Below are 18,873 nucleotides of genomic sequence, written 5' to 3' on the forward strand. Positions count from 1 at the left end.
ACATGAGAAGTCATAGGTATGTTAAGAAGCTTTGAATATATATGATTCGGGCAGGCATCAGAGATGCCTGCCCGAATCATATCTTAAAATTGAAAAACTAACGATTAAGTATTGCTGAACCAAATGGATTATCTACAATCCATAGCCAATCGCCGGTTTCATTCTTTTTCATGATGCAGGAAGTATGACCGATCATTTTTATCGGCTGTCCGTCAGGAGCCGTCCCGGTCATTTCCCAGCGGTCAAGCCACATTGCTAAATTATCAATCACTGTAACATGTGGAGTTTCCCCCTGTATATTTAATTGTAACCTGCATATACTATCCATAGCTGGCTGTATCTGCTCAAGGCCTCTTAGCTCTCTCCCATCCCGATCAATATAAACAGCTTCAGGATGAAAGCAGCTCAATGCTCCTTCAACATCTCCATTTTTTATACAGTAACGAAAATAAGCAACTGCTCCGGCTTGGGTTTTCCTGTTAAAATCTTCCATTTTCAATAGATTATACATTTTCGTCAAAAGTATATTTAATATTTGAAAAAGACATAGTTATTTATTAAACATTCTCTGTTTAACAGAAAAAAAAGAACCTCTGAAAGCAAAACCCAGTAGAGTTTTTATGATGTAAAATTTTTGTTAAAATCAAATAACTATCATATCTAAAAACAGCATCATTCTAAAATGATGCTATTTAATATTCATAAAACTGATAATCAAAAAAACGATCAGCTATTTTTCATTAAGTATTAATTAAGCCCCTGATTAGTTTTTTGAACAAAATCATTCCATTTTGTGTTCAGGGATTCTACAGCTAATTTTTTCTCATTTTTATTCAAAGAAGAATAATTAATTGAATTGAAAACCAATTTCTTCAATGCTTTCACATCCAATTCCCAATATACATAGGCCACCCAAAAATCATAGCTTAATCCTTCATAACCATATACAGCCGGATCATCGCTATTAATAGAACATTGTACACCATTGCTCAGTAAAACTCTTGCCGGGTGATTTCTCATATCACTCACATATCCAAGGACCTGGTTACTGATCGGGCTTACTTCTACCAGTTTATTCTGTTTTTTAATCAGATCCATTGATTTTGGAAAATAAATCAGGTTCAGACCATGACCAATTCTTTGGTTATTCAGCAAGGTGATATCCAGTACATTTTTATTGAAAACAGAATTGCTTTCCCCCGCATGAAGAAACAATGGCATTTCCACTCCTGACTTTTTAGTGATCTCATTTATTTTTGTCCAGTTTTTCTGGAAAGAATTGATGCTATTTCCAGCAGCTTCATCGGCCACAAGATCAAAACCGGAAATCATATCCGGGAATTGCTTCTTTAATTTAAAAGCAATTTCCAGCTGTTTTTCTATGCTGTCAGAATCTAAAAACTTAAAGCTAGAATAAATCAGTTTCAGACTGAACTGAGGATCTGACTGACGCATTTGCTTTACAATATCCTGCAGATCTGTAATGGATTTTTCCAATGGATATTTTCCATGCTCAAAATCATAAAGTTCATCAAAAACATACCTGATCTCCACATGCTGCACATGATCTTTGGCCAAATCCTGAAACCCTTTCAGATAATATTCCTTAAAGAAAGGGCGATAAGGTAATAGCAGGTTGATCCGTTGGAAACGCTTTTCAAATTCAATCCAATAATTGTTATAGGAACAAAGATTATCACGTTTCAAAAGGAGAAGTTCATGCAGTTTCTTTTCAAAACCGGCATCTGAATTCAGCTTTTGATCAAGACTGACAAATCCTGCCGGAACTTTTCCGTTTTCAAAAAAGCCCAGTTGCCCAAAAATAAATTTATCACTGTCTTTTTGATCATATACATAGCATTCTTTATATTTTCTAGCCGTTGCTATCAGCCATTCGGCATTAGCCAGACCGCCACTGTGTGTATGCAGCAGGCCACCTTTGGGCATTGTCTGAATAATTTTAAACAGCTTACTGGATTCTATTAATGGCTTTATTTCATTAAAAGAACTGTTATATAAAGGAATCTGCTGTTTTTCAGTTTCACTCAGAAACTGTTTTCTTATCTGGAATAATTTTTTGTCTAAAGCAATCTCGGCATCAGATAATTTTACATCGGCATCAAAGGCCATGGCTGCATTTTCTCTCTCCAGCGATGTCCAGTTCTCCTGATAAGTGGATTTTTCAGCCACTTTAGTTTGGGCTCCCAACAGAGGAAACCCCAACATTAATATATAGGTAAGGTATTTTCTCATAATAATAGTAACCTGCATTATGACAAAAAAGACTTTGCCAATACAGTATTCAAAAATATAATTATTTTTTTTGTAAAAGAGTTTCGATCTGAAAAAAAACAAATGATCAACCTTTTAACGACATATTTTTCATCTTCATAATCCTTCCCTCGCTCCGGTGTGAGGAGTATGAGTGGATAGTGGGATAAGGCTCCCTGAAAAGAAATCGGGCGTAAAATACACAAAAAGTCTACAAAAACAATAGACTTTATGTGTTAAATATTATTCATCAGCTAAAATGATTCTTTTTTGATTTGACATTCATATTTTTAAATCAAAATAACAATCTGTTTTTCAATACATTAAGATCAAATCAAGATCATTTATTCAATTACCCTACTTAATTAGTAGACTAATATGATTTTTCTCATACTTTCTTTTAACAAAGTTTTATGAATTATTAGATAATTTTGACCCAGTTAAAAAAATAAAACTCTATTCTCATGAATAAGAATGACTTTAATTCTTACCTATACACTATCATGGCTATAGTTTCTGTTCAACATAAGGGTTGTACAGGAAAAGGCCTTTCACAGCACAATATTACTTCTAAGAGCATGTGCTTTGAATCTATGATGTGTAAAATGATGATGCCATAAATTCCTGAAGAAATATGCACATTATTGTAGGAATTAAAGCCCGATAAGCTCAAAGCCGATTTAATCCGGGTACACCTCCTCTATTTTAACATTTTCTTTCTGACACCTCCTTACAAAAGGGAGGCAGGGATCTCTTTTTTTCCTAAACGGAAGATAAAGCGTACTACACACATTCAATTTTTTTAAACCTAAGATTAATATAATGAGAAAAAAACAATGCAAACTTGGTGTATTGGCCGTACTCTTATTCGCTGAATATGGCTTTGCACAGAAAAAAGACAGTCTTTCGCAGGAGACTTCCATCAAAGAGGTGGTGGTAGTTGCCTTCGGAAAGCAAAAAAAGGAAGAAATTACAGGATCGGTACAGTCATTAAAGGCAAAAGATCTGGGGAATCTTCAAAACGGAAACGTTCTTCAGGGAATTGGTGGTAAAGTTGCCGGTGTACAGGTAATTTCTTCAGGTCAGCCGGGTTCTCAGCCTACGATAAGAATGAGAGGTATTGGTTCTATCAATGCATCCAGTGATCCTTTAATTGTATTGGACGGGATTCCCTACAGCGGTGACCTGAACAGTATTTCTTCAGCAGATATTGAGAGTATTTCCTTTCTGGAAGATGCTTCTTCCAATGCTTTATATGGCTCAAGAGGAGCCAATGGAGTCATCATCGTGAATACCAAAAGAGGAAAAAACAAAAAACTGAGTGTTGATATTGATGTAAAAACCGGGGTTAACTTCAGGTCTATTGAGGATTACTCAGTATATACTTCACCACAGGAATATTATACTGCCTACTATAACAGAGGAAGAATCGGGGAAATTGCAAAATCACTGCAACCAGGTGCTATTCCTTCCGGGAATACTCCTCATGCAGCAGGAATCACTGCTCTGAACGGACTGGGATATAATGTTTACAATGTTCCCTTTAATGAACTCATAGCACAGGACGGCTCTTTTAATTCTAAAGCTAAACTACTTTATCAGGATAATTGGAAAAAACTACTTTTTAAACCTGCTCTCAGAAGAGAAGCTACTGTGGGGATTAACGCCAGTGGGGATCAGGTAAAATCATATACTTCTTTAAATTATCTGGATGATAAGGGATATCTTATTTCATCCGGTTTTGAAAGATTCGGAGTCAGATCCAATGTGGACTACTCTATCACTCCAAAGTTGAAATTAACAACGGCGCTTTCTTATACATACAGCAAGCAGAACTTCGGAGAAACGGGAGGTTTTTCCAATCCATTTCAGTTTGCCAGAAATATAGCTCCTTTTTATCCGGTTTTTCTTAGAAACGATAACTACCAACAGCTCTATGATAACCACGGAAATGCTTTATATGATTATGGTGACGGACAAGGCCCTAATGGCTCTACAAGATCCTACGCTGTTTTTGAGAATCCAGTGGGAAATCTTCAACAGGATAAATCTCAAAGGGTCAGTAATATCACCAATGCCAATCTGGGATTAAATTATGAAATCATCAAAGGATTGGATTTCACTTACAATTTCGGGGCTTATCTTGAAAATTTAAAAAACCTTCAGTTCGGGAATACACTGGGGGGAACGTCTTCATCTGTGGGTGGAACAATTTCTCATGAATCTATATTTAATTATACGCTGAATCATCAGCAATTGCTTACCTACCAGAAGAAATTTGATAAACACAACTTCAATATTCTTGTTGGTCATGAACTGAATAAAACGAAGAACGAAGGATTTTCAGGAACCAAACAACAGCTTTTATTACCGGATTCATCATCTTTTGATAATGCCGTAAAGATCACAGAACTGTCAGGAAACGGATATGAATATGCTGTAGAAGGTTATTTCTCAAGATTACTGTACAACTATGACAATAAGTATTTCTTTAACGCGAATGTTCGTAGAGATGGTTCTTCAGTCTTCGCTCCGGAAAGCAGATGGGGTACATTTTACGGATTAGGAGCTGCATGGAATGTTGCCAAGGAAGATTTCCTTAAAGACAACAGCATCATTAATGCTTTGAAGTTAAAAGCTTCTTACGGACAACAGGGCAATGACAACATCCTTCTGAATAACACTACAAGAGATTACTACGCTTATCAGGACATCTACGGAATCAATGATTTTGGTGATGGAAAACCTGTACTTTCTCTGAAGAAACAAGGAAACAGAGACTTAAAATGGGAAACATCCAAAAACCTGAATGCCGGTTTTGAAATTGCTTTGTTCAGTAACAGAGTGAATCTGAATGCGGATTATTTTGAACGAAAGGTATCGGATATGATCTATACTCTTCCACTGCCTATATCCAATTCTGGTTCCTATGTGAAATATGGAAATATCGGAGATATGTACAACAAAGGAGTTCAGGCTAACATTAGTGTAGATATTCTCCGTACAGATGACGTTCAGTGGAATTTCTATGCCAATGCTACCCATTATAAAAACAAGATTACAAAATTGCCTGCCGAACAAAGAGCTACAGGACTGGTTTCAGGATTGTTTATCTTAACTGAGGGTGGTGACCGATATAATTATTATCTGAAAGAATTTGCAGGAGTAAATCCTGTAAACGGTGATGCATTATGGTATAAAAATTCTATTGACCCAGCCACTCAGCAAGTTGTAAAAACAGTTACAAATAATTTTAAGGAAGCCAGTGATTACAACACAGGAAAATCTGCTATCCCTAAAGTATATGGTGGATTTGGAACAGATATTACCTATAAAAGGCTCAATCTTTCTCTTAATTTCGCTTATCAGTTTGGCGGATACGGGTATGACAACATCTACAGAAGTTTATTCCACTCTGATGCTTATGCTTCCAATTATTCAACGGATCTTGATAAGACATGGACTCCGGAAAATCCCAATGCTGATTTACCGCGTGTAGATCTTACTTCGACCAGTCAGAATGAAAATTCTACACTTTATCTGATCAAATCCGATTATATCAGTCTTCAGGATGTGACTTTATCCTATCAGCTATCTGAAACTTTCATAAAACAGATTGGTTTATCAGCATTAAAGATTTATGCTACAGGAAACAACCTGTACTTATGGTCCAAAAGAAAGGGATATGATCCGAGAGCTGCATTAACAGGGGTATCTGATGCCTATAAATACTCTTTACTATCCAGTGTTTCACTTGGTTTTAAACTAACATTTTAAAAGAAATTATGAAAGCAATAAAATACTTTATATCAGCTTTAGCCGTAGGTCTTATCACAACCGGCTGTGCTAATGATCTCAATACATTACCGGAGGGTGATATTTCCGGTGAGCAGCTGAATGATGATCAGTCGAAGCCGGAAAAGATCCTTGGCGGAATTTACCTTGATCTTCGCAGTAATGGTGCCGGAGGAAACATCTCATCTCATTCAGATTTCGGTATTATGGGAATAAAGGCAGGTGCCGATTTAATGTCTAATGATGTGATCCAGGCAAAAAATCAGCATTTGGGAATGTTTTATAATTATGAAGCTACCAATGCGAGTAATTTGGCTTCAGAAATCGTATGGACCACTTTTTATGCAAGAATATTCATTATCAATAAGCTTCTTAATGACTTGAAAGATGATACAAACCCTAAGAACAAAGCTATTAAAGGACAGCTGCTTGCCCTAAGAGCTTATTCTTATTTTCATCTGATTCGCTTTTATGCTAAAGATTTTAAAAGCCATCCATCTGACCTTGGCCTTCCATTAGTTCTTACTACTAATAATCCCAGCCAGGGACTTTCAAGATCAACGATAGCAGAAGTCTATGCTCAGATTGGTCAGGACATTGAAGAATCTATTGTTCTTTTGGAAAGTTTTGCCCGCCCATCCAGAGCTCAGATCGATCAAAGAACCGCTAAAGCCATCGCGGCTGATATATTCCTGCAAACAGGAGATTATACAAAAGCCGGAAAATATGCTGCAGACAGTAAGCAAGGTATTGCCCTGATGACAGAAAACGATTATACCACGACTGGATTTTCCAATCTCAGTAATCCTGAGGTAATCTGGGGATTCCATAATACGATTTCTACGATGAGTACCGGAAACTATTATGCGTCTTTCTTCTCTATGTTTGATAATACCAATGAAGGGTATGCAGGAGCTGCTCAGATCTATAAGCTTATTGATAAGCGTCTGTATGAAGCGATTCCTGATACAGATTACCGTAAAAAAGTATTCAACGGCAGCCAGCCTTCCAAATATAGCTTTAACGGGAAAACAAAAAATTATCCTGCCTATGTAAGCTGGAAGTTTAAAGACCCTAGCATGTTTGAAGGAGATTATATCTACATCAGAGCTTCTTCATTGTATTATATTGAAGCTGAAGCCCTGGCAAGACAAGGCAGAGAAGCTGAAGCCAGACAAGTTTTGTTCGAAATCGCATCCAAAAGAGATAACGCCTATGTCCTTTCCACAAAAACAGGACCTGAACTGATCAATGAAATTATTATGCAAAAAAGAATTGAACTGTGGGGCGAAGGATATGCATGGTTTGATATGAAGAGATTAAATACTCCGTTGGAAAGAGTATACACCGGAACAAACCACACCTTTGGAAGGTTTAACCTGACAACAGATAAATTCATATTCCAGATTCCGAATAAAGAGATTAATAATAACCCACAAATCAAACAGAACTAGCAGACAGAACACAGCAAAAAACAATTTTAATATATTTCAAGTGAGGCATCGTTTATTTTAGACGGTGCCTTTTTATTGTATATTCAGAATTATTTGAATCACCAAATCTCCTCAAAAGAAAAGACAGATTTGCAGAACATTTTTTATCAAACTTTTTATTGAAATTCATAGTTGCTTTTAATTGTAAATGATGTTACCTGCTGATGCATTATACAGAGAAACTATTCATTTACTTTTCTGTAATAAATTTATACCTGACGACCAGAATATCAAGAATTCCGACACAGAGATAATAGATTCCCCCTGCCAGCATACTTGCCGGGAGATCGGAATACAACGTATGAAAAGATAATGATACCAGTAAAATGAAAAACCAAAGGATCAGCTTTGCAGAAAAAACCCCGGCAACCCTGGAGATCATCTCATCATCCTTTACTATTTTGGACTGAACCAGACACTGCACGAGCGTAATCAGGTATCCGTAAAGCAGTTCTTTCTCTTTCATTAAATCAAAGAACCAAAAATAAAGAACAGGCATAGCAGCCACTAACAGCCAAACCAAAAGTTTCAGAAAAAACCCGGCTTTAAACTCTTTTGTAAGAATAAGTGTTGAAATAATGAACAAAGGAAAAACAAAAAACACTGAATACAGCATATATTTATAAGTCAAAAGCAACTCTGTTTTCACTTCATCTGAAATCCAGAACATCCGGAAATATAAAACTGACAGGTAAAATGAATTCAGCCCAAAAGCAATTGGCAATACTCTGTGTTTCATAGAAAATGGTTTATCAGCCTGTTTATAATGATCATTAATTTTTCCTTTTTCAGTGATGGACAATTTATAAAAAAAGTATGAATCTGCTGCAAAATTTACAACAGCTTCTCATCAAAGAAATAGCACCATTTATTTTAAATGATGCTATTCATACAATTTGATGACCAATAGAATTAATCTTTTCTTCTTATTTATCTTTTTCCAGTTCCTGAAGCTTACGTTTCATCAGCTTATTTCCTCTGTCTGGGTGTCAAGAATATTTTTTTGCAGCTTTATCAATTCCGGATCGGTGAGCTTTGCTCCCTCAGACATCATCAGAGCGGCTGCATGGTGGGGAATCATTCCTTTTACAAACTGCTCGTCTCCAACACTTACCTGTTTTCTGATCCCAATCCACGAAAAAATGCCAATTATAAGTGCTATAATAACAATAAACCAGTTGAGCTTGGAATTGGTGTACATTTTTTTCATAATCCATATCTCAATCAACAGCATTACAGACACCATTAATGAAGTCATGTATTGAGATTTGGAATAAGGTTCCGCAGGTTGTCTATCATCGCAAACATCATCAGATACATCGTGATGAACATGGCCAGCGCCATCAATACAAAACGCCCCTACATTGAGTATTTTTGAACATCCTGTAATTCATTCAAATGTTGATTATAAAAATACAAACATATGTTTAATGGATCTTATGCTTACAATCATAAAGCTTATGAATGCTAAACGGGTATTATTCCTAAAAATTATGTGTGAAAGAATGAAAGTTTATATTTAATATACCTTTGGTTCAATTTCTTATTACACAGAAATAGTTTGTTCCCCCAAGAAAACACATCACGAGTCTTATTAATTAAAAATATTGCACAGATCAAAAAACGGATAAATGAAATCCATATATTTGGAGATCAAAAATCTATTTAATAACCATTTGAATAAATGAAATCAAAGAAAATTATTCTTACTCCATTCTTTGTATTTTTAAGCCTGACGCTTTTTTCACAGAATACATCCGGTCTGCAATTAAAAAAAACTCTTGAATCTATCATTACCAATAAAAAGGCAGATATAGGAGTGGCCGTTTTAGCCACAGACTCCCCAAAAAAAGAGATTGTCGAGATCAACGGGAACAAACTGTTCCCTATGTTAAGTACCTTTAAGTTTCATATTGCCTTAGCTATTCTTAATAAGGTAGAAAAAGGTGACCTTTCCTTACAGCAAAAAATTTACATTAAGAAAGAAGAGCTTCTGGAAGATACCTATAGTCCTTTTAAAGAAAAATATCCGGAGGGAAACATGGAACTTACTTTAGAAGAGTGTATAAAATGGATGGTTGCACAAAGTGATAATAATTTAACAGATATCCTTCTCAGACTGATTGGAGGGCCTGAGTATGTTGAAAGATTCCTTAATAGTAAGGATGTGATCATTAAAAACGATGAAGAAGGCATGCACAAAGATTGGGATTCTCAATTTATCAATAAAACAACTCCTAATGAGACCATCAGGCTATTAGGCCAGTTCTATAATGGAAAAATATTGAATAAGGAACTTACAAAGTGGCTGTATACCACTATGCTGGGTAATGTTTCAGGGGCTAAAAGACTTAAAGGCCATCTTCCAAAAGAGGTTAAAACAGCCCATCGTACTGGAACCTCATTTACCAATAAAGCAGGGATGACAGGGGCTATCAATGATTTTGGAATCATTGAACTTTCAGATAAAAAAAGAATCTATATTGCTGTTTTTGTACATGATACTTATGAAACATTTGAAAATTCAGAAGCCATTATTGCAGCTATTGCCAAAGCAGCTTATGACCACTACAACAAAAAATAAACCTATGATCAAAACGAAATTACTTTTCATTTTTGCAGCCTTCACATTACAGTCTGTTTCTGTAAAAGCACAAAAAGTAACTCCGTATTCAAAAAAGATCGACAGTATCATAACGGCTTCTACTCCACTGACATTTAATGGAGTGGTTTTGGTTACTCAAAACGGAAAAACAAAATATCTGAAAGCCAATGGATATAAAGATGTTGAAAAAAAAGTGGCTTTAAAAACCGATGATCAGTTTGAAATCATGTCGAATTCAAAACAGGTTACCGCTGTTTTAATTTTACAGGCTGCTGAACAGGGTAAACTTGATCTTCAGACTCCGATAAAAAAATATCTGCCTTCACTTACCCAGCCATGGGCAGATACCATAACAGTCCATCATCTTCTGAATCATACTCATGGGATTACCGATCTTGATAAACCGACAGCTTTTAAAGCGGGCTCACAGTTTAAATACGGAAACCTTTCTTATATTCTTTTGGGTGAAATTCTTCAAAACACAACTGGTAAAACCTTTACAGACCAGGCTGATTCTCTTTTCAAAAAGCTGAATATGAAGAAGACATTTGTATATAACAGTAAAAATAACCAGGCATTGGTTCCAGGCTACAGAAGCGATAATAACCAATTTGAAAAGGTCGAAAATTCCTTTTTAAATGATGATATCGTATCTGCGGCCGGAGTTATTTCCACCGTAGAAGATCTTGCAAAATGGGATCAGGCATTGTTCAAGGGAAAACTGCTTTCCTCAACATTTCAAAAGCTGATACTGACTCCTTCTACATCATCTCAACATAATGTTTTCGGGAAAGAGAATATGGGATTTGGATATAATATCAGATTCATCAGGGAAGCCGGGCTCGATTACTATGCTGTGACTGGCCTTGGAGATGGATTTACCTGTCTTAATGTATACTTCCCGTCTACAGATATGAGCCTGATCATTCTTGAAAATCAGATGCCCAGAAACAGTGAACATTGGAGTTTTCAGGAAGCTGCCATCAAGAATGCTGTACTGAAAAGTATTACTTCAAAATAGTTTTGCTTCACAATAATACTGAATCTATAAAAAGCGGTCTCTCTTATGAAAGCCGCTTTTTGTTTTCCTCTCGCAGATCCAACTAACAGAGCAGTTACTGTTGCTCAAAGAGCTGTAAAATCTACAGGAAATATTCGTTGAAGTCCTAAGAACTTTACTTACTCTTCCGATAAAAAATAGGGCCTGTCTCCTGAAAAATTTTTAGCATTCAATAAATCATTCAATTTTTTTGAAATCACCTTAACCTGTATTTCTGCAGTCCCGATCAGGCTTATATAATATTCAAATGCTTTTGCGACCTCTTTTGAACCTGTGGCCTCCTGTTTTATGCCATAAAGCTCTTCAGGAATACTGATTAAAATTCTTATAATTTCGTTACTGTTAGTCATTGTAACTCCGAATGTAGAGGCAATTCCTACAACATCATCTTTTGTTTGTGCTATTTCGGGAGCTCCTATCGCAATAATATCTGCATTAGGATATTTTGATTGTATAGATCTGAATATGGATTGAATTGTTTTCTTATCTGAACGTTCTCTGCCAACCATCCAGGCATCTGTTCTGCTTCCATCCTGATTTGTCACTAATTTAAACGTCGGAAAATCAATCGTCCCGATTCTAGCGGCTATTCGGCTTACTTGATCCGCATTCACTAATTCATACTGACGGTAATTATACTTTTCCTGTCCTACTTTAAATGATTCGGAAGAAGATAATGTCTGTATCCCTTTTACCTGACACAAATCTTCCGCCAGTTGAATAGGGTTCAGCAGATTAATATTGATATCCGGTTTGAAATATTCAGGAATACTGATGGATACTCCCAATCCGGAAACATCAGCAGGTTTTATCATCTCCAGCACCCTCTTTTTCTCATTCTTCAGGATTTCCGTTTCTTTAATATAGCTTGCTTTATCTGTTCTGACAAGGTTAAGTGAGAAGCGGTTATCTTTGGAAGCCGTTCCGATATAATAAAATTTAATCTTCAGCTGATCTCCTTCTACCCTTACATCATATACGCTGTCTAATAATTTCCCACCGTCTTTCAATCTGCATCCGGTGAGAGATTTTAATTCAGAAACCTTTATTTTTTTCTCATAAGGATAAGTAAAAACCAGAGAATCATCATTTTTAGAAAGATGAATCCGCATTTCTGCAATCATTTCCATATACGCCAATGTTACTCCATGAAACGGCTCTTTGCTTTCCTTCGTGACCTCCTGCCCTTTCCAATAGGATTCTTTTCCCTGCCCGTTGCAGGAAATTACAAACATCAGAATACCCAGCAGTGATATTATTTTTTTCATAGAGTAAGAAGTTAACTTTTAACGTATTAAATCTATCAATTTATTTCAACTGCAAAAATATTATCATTTACTTTTTTGTATCTTTTCAAAATATAGCTGGAAAAATGGGAATATTATTACTTGTTTTTATATTCATTGCACTGGGTATTTTCTTTATATCCAGATTAAATGTTTCAAGGCTTCAAAAAACAATCTGGTCTGTACTGCTCTTTATTATCACCTTCTCTCTAATTGCCTGTTTCTTTATTCAGGGGTTTGAAAGAGGAAGAAATCCCAGACCTGCAACAGAAAGACTTATGCAGCCTGTAAAGTAAATACATCATTTTATTTTCCTGATTTTAAAATCCTTTGCTTAATATCAGCAAAAGGCTTTTCAATAACAATCCTATACAGCAAACTTCCAATAAGACATCCGGACAAACAAACAATCAGGCATACCATATCCGAAGTTTCAAGGTTGAACTGTTCAAAAACAGCCTGAATCATATGAATAATTCCTTTATGGGAAAGATAGACTGCATACGACAAAGCTGCCAGTTCAGCAGTAATACCGGATCTCCATCCTGAAAGAAATGATGATTCTGAAACAGCAGCCATAACCATCAACCCATAGCTTATCGCTACCAATGTAAACCCCAATACAGAAGCAATTTCTGAAGCCTGTTCATTACAAACCCAAAATGTAAAACCCAATAACAGTACTCCTGCAAGAAAAAGTTTGTTTCCATTGTGGTGAACCATTCTTTTAAAACCGGATGAATACTGCATCAGATAACTGATAAGTATGCCTATACTGAGACCATCCAATCTTGTATAGGTAGGATAATATATTTTCATATACCATGAACGCCAGAATTCCAGAGCACTATGATCCATTCCGGCAATAGAAACATTCCAGATGATAAGCCGGAGGATTAGAGAAAATATAATAAAAGATACAATCAAAACAGCAAAATATCTGAATAGCTTCGAAGGCATTATCATTAAAAGAAACAAGGGAAGAATAAAGTAAAACTGTTCTTCGATACATAATGACCAGGCATGGGAAAATGTTCCCTGATCAATCACATCCAGTCCGTAATTCTGTGTGAACGTCACAAACTTCCATAAAGGCGGCAAAACCTCCCGTTCTCTGAAAAAAGGAATGCTAAAATAGAGAAAAAGAGTAAAGAAATAAGCCGGAATAATCCTGAAAAAACGTTTCATATAAAATGTTTTTAAACAAATTGCCCCCTTATTCCCCATCTCTTTAAACAGTTGTCCTGAGATCAGGAAACCGCTTAATACAAAGAAGAGATCAACTCCGGTCCAGCCAAATTTCCCAATAGTGTCAATCCATTCCGGATGCTTAAATGCCCGGTAATGAAAGAGTAAAACCAGTACAATAGCCAATGCTCTCAGATGATCCAATCCGTAAAGCCTTTCTGAACGCTCTGTTGTCATATTTTTTTAATGCAAATCTTGTTAAAATCAGGAATACGTTTAAGCCGTATATTCAGAAACCCAGAATTACGGTACCAATCACACAATAAGCTGTCTGCCCTTTAAATGATATTGTTTATCCTTATTTTATCAGATTTCACATTAGTTCTGCCAGACGTATCTTAAGTTTTTTTATTTTTGACGATGATGAGGATCGGAACAACCAGCTACAACCGGCAAAATATATACTTCCAGCTATTTTTCTGGATCGCTTTGTTTTTGTTTGGAATAGCAAGAACTTATGACGATTACAACGGTGAAATGTTTAAGCAGTTGGTGATGTATAATTTTTGTCATTGGATCTTTCAGATACTGGGAGCCAATTTTATTTATTATGGACTGATCCGGCGTTTTTATGACCAGAAAAAATATGTTGAATTTTCTTTGTACCTTATTCTAAGCCTTTATATTATTTCTGTAATCAACAGGCTCTTTATTGTTTACCTTGCAGAACCCTTTTTTACCAACGAAGCTAAAGACAGTTTTATCAGCATTGTTACCGATATCCGGTATCTTTTGTTCCATTATACATTTCCGATTATCAGTGGGGCTTTTATCTTTATTTCAATCATGTTCTTTATGCGGTATAAAGATGAAAAAGCAAATGCCCTTCAACTGAAAAAAGAAAAGACCGAACTAGAACTGAAATCACTCAAATCTCAGCTTAATCCACATTTTCTGTTTAACACCCTGAACAATATCTATTCGCTTTCTATCAGTAATTCAGAGAAAACCTCCCAATCTATCAGCCAGCTCTCTGATATCCTGGATTATATTCTTTACAAAGGACAGAAAAAATGGATTTCGGTTGCAGAAGAACTTAGTATTATTGATGATTATATTGCCCTGGAGAGCCTTCGTTATCATGATGAAAGATTAAAAATCACCAGAAATATTACACTGAATTCTGCCAGTGCTATTCCACCATTGTTATATCTTACACTGGTTGAAAATGCTTTTAAACATGGAGCTAGTGGAAGCTCAGATCAAACAGAAATAAAGATAAATCTGGAAACCACTGAAAAGCATTCTGTTTTCAGTGTTGAAAATACCTTTAGAAAGATTTCTCATCCTAATGAAAAAGGAATTGGTCTTAAGAACATTAAAAGACAGCTGGAACATTATTATCATGGAAACTTCACCTTCCGTATCTCACAGGAAAACAATACTTTTACCATTGAAATAACCACTCCATCACACTATGATTAACTGTATTATTGTAGATGACGAACCATTAGCAGCCACATTACTGGAAAATCATATTTCCAAAATCGATCATCTGAAACTGACAGGAAAAGCAGAGAATGCTCTTGAAGCCTATAAACTCCTTCAGAATCAGCCGGTAGACCTTATGTTTCTGGATATTCAGATGCCTCACTTCAATGGAATTGATTTTTTGAAATCACTCTCTCAAAAACCTAAAACCGTATTTACAACGGCTTATAGAGATTTTGCAATTGAAGGATTTGAACTGGAAGCCGTAGATTACCTTTTGAAACCTATCACTTTTGAGCGATTTTTCAGATCTGTAGAACGGGTACTGAGGCATGTCAATCCTCCAAAAGAGGATTTCATCCTGTTTAAAACCGAAGGAATGTATCGGAAAATTTCCCTTGCAGATATTGCTTATATTGAAAGCCAGGGAAATGATATCAAAGTAACTTTATCTACAACTGAAAATTTTATTTCAAAAAGTAAGATCACAGATCTGGAATCTACTCTTGCATCCAAGGGGTTTATAAGAATTCACAGGTCCTTCATTATCAATACAGAATTCGTTACCGCTTTCAACAATAACGAAGTGCATCTTGGTGACTATAAAGTCCCTGTAGGAAGAAGTTACAAAATTGAATTTGATACTTTTATAACGATTATTTCTAAACGCTCCATTAATAAATAGAAAAATCTATCTTTTCATAACCCACAAAGGATTAATTGATTACCTTTAACTGAAGATAGATATGATATGCTTTTGAAGTATATTCAATTATAAACCTCTCCATATGAAACATAGATTCTTTGTTCCGTTACTTTTAATCATATTATCCTGTTTACCATGTACAAGCTTTCTTTCACAATCAAAGGGCTACACACCGGTCTCTCAGGAATTATATACTACCATAATGAAGAGAGACAGTATCCTTTTTAGTGCAGCCAATTCAGGAAATATTGAAAAACTAAAAACTTTTTTCACTAAAGATCTTGAGTTTTTCCATGATGTCGGCGGTTTGGCAAACTATGAGGAAACTATTGATAACTTCGATAGAGTAGCCAAAAACTATGCATATACCCGAAGAGTTTTAGTTCCAGGATCTATGGAGGTATATCCTATCAAAGACTATGGAGCCATACAAACAGGAACCCATCAGTTCTGCCGTTTGGAAAATGGGTCCTTAATTAATTGTGGAACATTCAAATTCGTTCATATCTGGAAGCAAACTCCTGATGGCTGGAAAATTTCAAGAGTTGTAAGCTATGGGCATTAAATTGATTATTTTTTTCCCACTCTTAATTTACCCACTAAATATCAATGAATTACCACAGTAAAAAAGACTTCCTTGATTAATTTTAACGTTTCATAGATCACCCACTCAAAATAAATCTAAAACACTGAAAATCAACAAATTAAAACAGGATTAAACCAATACAAAATGGATAACATTCTTCTATCATCCCGTATGGATATTAAAAAAAAGTATTACTTTTGTCTCAACGAATAAAATTGTTTTTTAGCCGTTTTATTTGTAAGTTTATGTGCACCAATATCTAAAACATTAAAATTTCATTCTATGAGAAAAATAATTCTACTTATTACATGTATGTTCGGTATTTCAGTTTTCTCTCAGATTAAAGTGTTGAAAAATGAAAGTTTGGTGGAAATCGGCAAAGACAACTCTGTTGGTTTATATAAAAAAGAAGACAAGTTTACAGTCAATTATCAGGATCTGAATACCAGCAACCTGAATACAATCCGCGCTTTTTCATTCCAAAATCTGAATGGAGACGTTTCAGGACTTTATAAACTGATTTTAGATGGCTTTATCTCTCCACCTGAAGAAAATATCGTATTGGAACTTCCCAACGATATCATCGAACTTCATTATGAGAAAAACTATGGCCAGCCCACTGTACAGTTTATCCAATACATCAACAAAAACAGAAAGTATGTGGGTAAATCACAGTTTTTAACTCAGAAGCAGGTTGAAAAAGTATTCGGAAGAACAAACGGTAAATATACCATGTATGATAAGCCTGCCGGTACTAACCAGGATATGATGAGAAAAGGAGGAGCAAGTACAGCTTCCGGCACAACTCCGGCTTCCGGTGCAAAGAAAAAAGCAAAAAAATAATTATAATTTATAAATATTGCGAAACTCATTCCATCGAATGAGTTTTTTTATTTTATTTTTGCAGAAAGACATTAAAAATTATGCCGCTTCAGATAAATAATTTAACCAAAAAATTTGGTGAACAGACTGCCTTAAACAATATCAACATATCTATTGATAAAAACGAGATCATCGGTCTTCTGGGGCCTAATGGTGCCGGAAAATCAACCCTGATGAAATCTATCGTTGGCGCATTGAGGATTGATGAAGGTCAGATTATTTTTAATGGACTGAACATTTCTGAACATGAGATCGAAAGCAAGAAAAAAATAGGGTTTCTCCCGGAAAACAATCCGCTTTATCTGGAGATGTATGTAAAAGAATACCTTCAGTTTATTGCCAATATCCATAAAATCCCTGCATCTAAAGTAGATGAAGTCATCGAACTGGTAGGCATTACTCCTGAAAAATCAAAAAGAATCAGCCAACTTTCAAAAGGATACAAACAGCGTGTAGGATTAGCCCAGGCTATTATTCACCAACCTGACCTATTAATTCTTGATGAACCTACCAACGGACTGGATCCTAACCAGATTCTTGAAATAAGAAATGTAATCAAGGAAATCGGGCAACAGAAAACCGTTCTGCTCTCTACACACATCATGCAGGAGGTAGAAGCGCTTTGTTCCAGAGTAATTCTTATCCATAAAGGGAATATTCTGCAGGATTGTCCTATTGATGAGTTTAAAGGGAAATTTGACAGCCTGGAAGAGGCTTTTGCAAGCTATACCGCTGTTACCAAATAAAGATACCGATTCAGAAAAGTACCATAGAAACACTTTTATTAGATATAGATTTCTGCGGAATGATAAAGTATATATTGTACTTGTCATTCCATAGGAACCCAAACTATATTATTCTAAAATATAAGAAAGACGATATATTCATCCGGTCCGGAGAGGTGGATTCAAGAGTTATAAATTTTTGGACACAAGTGGTTTTACAATTCCTAAAAGTACAATCAACAACTTAAAAATTCTCTCCTCATCAAAAAACAATGGCTTTATATTTGATGGTGTTTGAGAAGTTAACCAATAACCATTACAAAATGATTAAGTACTTCTTATTAGGAGCTTTCTCTTTAGCTCAATTTTCTTTTGTCTATGCTAAAGAAACTCCGGATATTCCAAAAAACAGAATAGTTTCACATACTGCTTTTCAGCAGGTGCCTAAAACCGTTATCATTAAGACTAAAAAATTTAAGATCAGAATTGATAAGCAACCTAATGGCAACTATCTGTATCAATCCTGGAACGCCAATGCAAAGATTACAGCTAAACCCAGTATGATCATCAGTGACGGAGAACTGATTCCTGATGGCAGTGGTGGCAATTATTATTTCAATTTTAATAACCAAGGGCACAGTTATCAGGTCTGGAGAAACTATCTGACCGATTCTGCCAAGAAAGCACCTTATACTCTGGTAGTCTATGATACGAATGATAATGAAATCGTACGTCAGGATGCACAGATAGTTAAGAATTAATATAATTTTTTGGACAGGAAGCTG

17 protein-coding genes are annotated in these 18,873 nt (G+C 35.6%); 11 read left to right on the top strand and 6 right to left on the bottom strand.

The genetic code is table 11. From position 1 onward, the window contains the following. Positions 1 to 97: 97 nt before the first annotated feature. Together M2372_RS02485 and M2372_RS02490 are read right to left on the bottom strand one after the other, a co-directional pair. Positions 98 to 493 (bottom strand): nuclear transport factor 2 family protein, encoded by a 396-nt coding sequence (locus M2372_RS02485; RefSeq protein WP_185018703.1) that lies wholly within the window; start codon positions 491 to 493, stop codon positions 98 to 100. A 254-nt stretch (positions 494 to 747) separates the two neighbouring features. Continuing rightward, positions 748 to 2,253: an adenosine kinase gene (locus tag M2372_RS02490; protein ID WP_228455644.1), complete on the bottom strand. Its 1,506-nt coding sequence runs from the start codon at positions 2,251 to 2,253 to the stop codon at positions 748 to 750. A gap of 840 nt (positions 2,254 to 3,093) precedes the next feature. Here M2372_RS02490 and M2372_RS02495 point away from each other — a divergent pair. Both M2372_RS02495 and M2372_RS02500 read left to right on the top strand, forming a co-directional pair. Beyond that, entirely contained in the window at positions 3,094 to 6,048 is a 2,955-nt protein-coding gene (locus M2372_RS02495) for a SusC/RagA family TonB-linked outer membrane protein (RefSeq protein WP_123318487.1), read from the top strand. Positions 6,049 to 6,056: 8 nt separating this feature from the next. Then, the gene (locus M2372_RS02500; protein ID WP_123318486.1) at positions 6,057 to 7,520 is read left to right on the top strand and encodes a RagB/SusD family nutrient uptake outer membrane protein; all 1,464 of its coding nucleotides are present in this window, start codon (positions 6,057 to 6,059) and stop codon (positions 7,518 to 7,520) included. A gap of 229 nt (positions 7,521 to 7,749) precedes the next feature. Here M2372_RS02500 and M2372_RS02505 read toward each other — a convergent pair whose 3' ends face one another. Together M2372_RS02505 and M2372_RS02510 are read right to left on the bottom strand one after the other, a co-directional pair. Continuing rightward, positions 7,750 to 8,298: a hypothetical protein gene (locus M2372_RS02505; protein ID WP_148060721.1), complete on the bottom strand. Its 549-nt coding sequence runs from the start codon at positions 8,296 to 8,298 to the stop codon at positions 7,750 to 7,752. A 225-nt stretch (positions 8,299 to 8,523) separates the two neighbouring features. Continuing rightward, positions 8,524 to 8,817, bottom strand: coding sequence for a DUF305 domain-containing protein (locus M2372_RS02510; protein ID WP_228455643.1), 294 nt, complete (start codon positions 8,815 to 8,817; stop codon positions 8,524 to 8,526). Positions 8,818 to 9,243: 426 nt separating this feature from the next. Here M2372_RS02510 and bla point away from each other — a divergent pair, with 426 nt between their 5' ends. Both bla and M2372_RS02520 read left to right on the top strand, forming a co-directional pair. Further along, the gene (bla, locus tag M2372_RS02515) at positions 9,244 to 10,143 is read left to right on the top strand and encodes a class A beta-lactamase (RefSeq protein ID WP_123318484.1); all 900 of its coding nucleotides are present in this window, start codon (positions 9,244 to 9,246) and stop codon (positions 10,141 to 10,143) included. A 4-nt stretch (positions 10,144 to 10,147) separates the two neighbouring features. Beyond that, positions 10,148 to 11,185: a serine hydrolase gene (locus M2372_RS02520; RefSeq protein ID WP_185018701.1), complete on the top strand. Its 1,038-nt coding sequence runs from the start codon at positions 10,148 to 10,150 to the stop codon at positions 11,183 to 11,185. Between the two features lie 158 nt (positions 11,186 to 11,343). On the opposite strand, the gene M2372_RS02525 is transcribed toward M2372_RS02520, so the two are convergent. After that, a complete protein-coding gene (locus M2372_RS02525; protein WP_123318482.1) occupies positions 11,344 to 12,492 on the bottom strand; it encodes a hypothetical protein in 1,149 nt (382 codons plus the stop codon). A gap of 104 nt (positions 12,493 to 12,596) precedes the next feature. Between M2372_RS02525 and M2372_RS02530 the strand changes: the two genes are divergently transcribed. Then, complete coding sequence (locus M2372_RS02530) at positions 12,597 to 12,806, top strand: hypothetical protein (RefSeq protein ID WP_123318481.1); 210 nt, start codon at positions 12,597 to 12,599, stop codon at positions 12,804 to 12,806. A 10-nt stretch (positions 12,807 to 12,816) separates the two neighbouring features. On the opposite strand, the gene M2372_RS02535 is transcribed toward M2372_RS02530, so the two are convergent. Next, positions 12,817 to 13,935, bottom strand: a complete 1,119-nt coding sequence (locus tag M2372_RS02535; protein ID WP_123318480.1) for an acyltransferase — start codon at positions 13,933 to 13,935, stop codon at positions 12,817 to 12,819. A gap of 183 nt (positions 13,936 to 14,118) precedes the next feature. On the opposite strand from M2372_RS02535, the gene M2372_RS02540 reads away from it, so the two are divergent. The 6 genes from M2372_RS02540 to M2372_RS02565 all read left to right on the top strand — a co-directional run bounded on the left by M2372_RS02540 (position 14,119) and on the right by M2372_RS02565 (position 18,849). Then, positions 14,119 to 15,183 carry a sensor histidine kinase gene (locus M2372_RS02540; RefSeq protein WP_123318479.1) on the top strand — a complete coding sequence of 355 codons (1,065 nt, stop codon included), beginning with the start codon at positions 14,119 to 14,121 and terminating at the stop codon, positions 15,181 to 15,183. Then, positions 15,176 to 15,874, top strand: coding sequence for a LytTR family DNA-binding domain-containing protein (locus M2372_RS02545; protein WP_123318478.1), 699 nt, complete (start codon positions 15,176 to 15,178; stop codon positions 15,872 to 15,874). Before M2372_RS02540 ends, M2372_RS02545 begins: the two co-directional genes overlap by 8 nt. A 103-nt stretch (positions 15,875 to 15,977) precedes the next feature. Further along, on the top strand, positions 15,978 to 16,460 hold the full coding sequence (locus M2372_RS02550) for a nuclear transport factor 2 family protein (protein WP_115970643.1): 483 nt from the start codon (positions 15,978 to 15,980) through the stop codon (positions 16,458 to 16,460). 303 nt (positions 16,461 to 16,763) lie between these two features. After that, on the top strand, positions 16,764 to 17,324 hold the full coding sequence (locus tag M2372_RS02555; RefSeq protein ID WP_123318477.1) for a hypothetical protein: 561 nt from the start codon (positions 16,764 to 16,766) through the stop codon (positions 17,322 to 17,324). An 80-nt stretch (positions 17,325 to 17,404) separates the two neighbouring features. Further along, positions 17,405 to 18,109: an ABC transporter ATP-binding protein gene (locus M2372_RS02560; RefSeq protein ID WP_123318476.1), complete on the top strand. Its 705-nt coding sequence runs from the start codon at positions 17,405 to 17,407 to the stop codon at positions 18,107 to 18,109. Between the two features lie 302 nt (positions 18,110 to 18,411). Next, positions 18,412 to 18,849, top strand: a complete 438-nt coding sequence (locus tag M2372_RS02565; protein ID WP_115970640.1) for a hypothetical protein — start codon at positions 18,412 to 18,414, stop codon at positions 18,847 to 18,849. Positions 18,850 to 18,873: the final 24 nt, after the last annotated feature.

The sequence above is a fragment of the Chryseobacterium sp. BIGb0232 genome, assembly GCF_024810195.1.
In the GTDB taxonomy this organism is placed as follows: domain Bacteria; phylum Bacteroidota; class Bacteroidia; order Flavobacteriales; family Weeksellaceae; genus Chryseobacterium; species Chryseobacterium pennae.

Coding starts and splice junctions, on each gene's coding strand:
- M2372_RS02560 (WP_123318476.1), top strand. CDS start 17,405: ATGCCGCTTCAGATAAATAATTTAACCAAAAAATTTGGTGAACAGACT.
- M2372_RS02550 (WP_115970643.1), top strand. CDS start 15,978: ATGAAACATAGATTCTTTGTTCCGTTACTTTTAATCATATTATCCTGT.
- M2372_RS02520 (WP_185018701.1), top strand. CDS start 10,148: ATGATCAAAACGAAATTACTTTTCATTTTTGCAGCCTTCACATTACAG.
- M2372_RS02530 (WP_123318481.1), top strand. CDS start 12,597: ATGGGAATATTATTACTTGTTTTTATATTCATTGCACTGGGTATTTTC.
- M2372_RS02490 (WP_228455644.1), bottom strand. CDS start 2,253: ATGAGAAAATACCTTACCTATATATTAATGTTGGGGTTTCCTCTGTTG.
- M2372_RS02545 (WP_123318478.1), top strand. CDS start 15,176: ATGATTAACTGTATTATTGTAGATGACGAACCATTAGCAGCCACATTA.
- M2372_RS02565 (WP_115970640.1), top strand. CDS start 18,412: ATGATTAAGTACTTCTTATTAGGAGCTTTCTCTTTAGCTCAATTTTCT.
- M2372_RS02485 (WP_185018703.1), bottom strand. CDS start 493: ATGGAAGATTTTAACAGGAAAACCCAAGCCGGAGCAGTTGCTTATTTT.
- M2372_RS02505 (WP_148060721.1), bottom strand. CDS start 8,298: ATGAAACACAGAGTATTGCCAATTGCTTTTGGGCTGAATTCATTTTAC.
- M2372_RS02500 (WP_123318486.1), top strand. CDS start 6,057: ATGAAAGCAATAAAATACTTTATATCAGCTTTAGCCGTAGGTCTTATC.
- bla (WP_123318484.1), top strand. CDS start 9,244: ATGAAATCAAAGAAAATTATTCTTACTCCATTCTTTGTATTTTTAAGC.
- M2372_RS02540 (WP_123318479.1), top strand. CDS start 14,119: ATGATGAGGATCGGAACAACCAGCTACAACCGGCAAAATATATACTTC.
- M2372_RS02535 (WP_123318480.1), bottom strand. CDS start 13,935: ATGACAACAGAGCGTTCAGAAAGGCTTTACGGATTGGATCATCTGAGA.
- M2372_RS02510 (WP_228455643.1), bottom strand. CDS start 8,817: ATGACTTCATTAATGGTGTCTGTAATGCTGTTGATTGAGATATGGATT.
- M2372_RS02525 (WP_123318482.1), bottom strand. CDS start 12,492: ATGAAAAAAATAATATCACTGCTGGGTATTCTGATGTTTGTAATTTCC.
- M2372_RS02495 (WP_123318487.1), top strand. CDS start 3,094: ATGAGAAAAAAACAATGCAAACTTGGTGTATTGGCCGTACTCTTATTC.
- M2372_RS02555 (WP_123318477.1), top strand. CDS start 16,764: ATGAGAAAAATAATTCTACTTATTACATGTATGTTCGGTATTTCAGTT.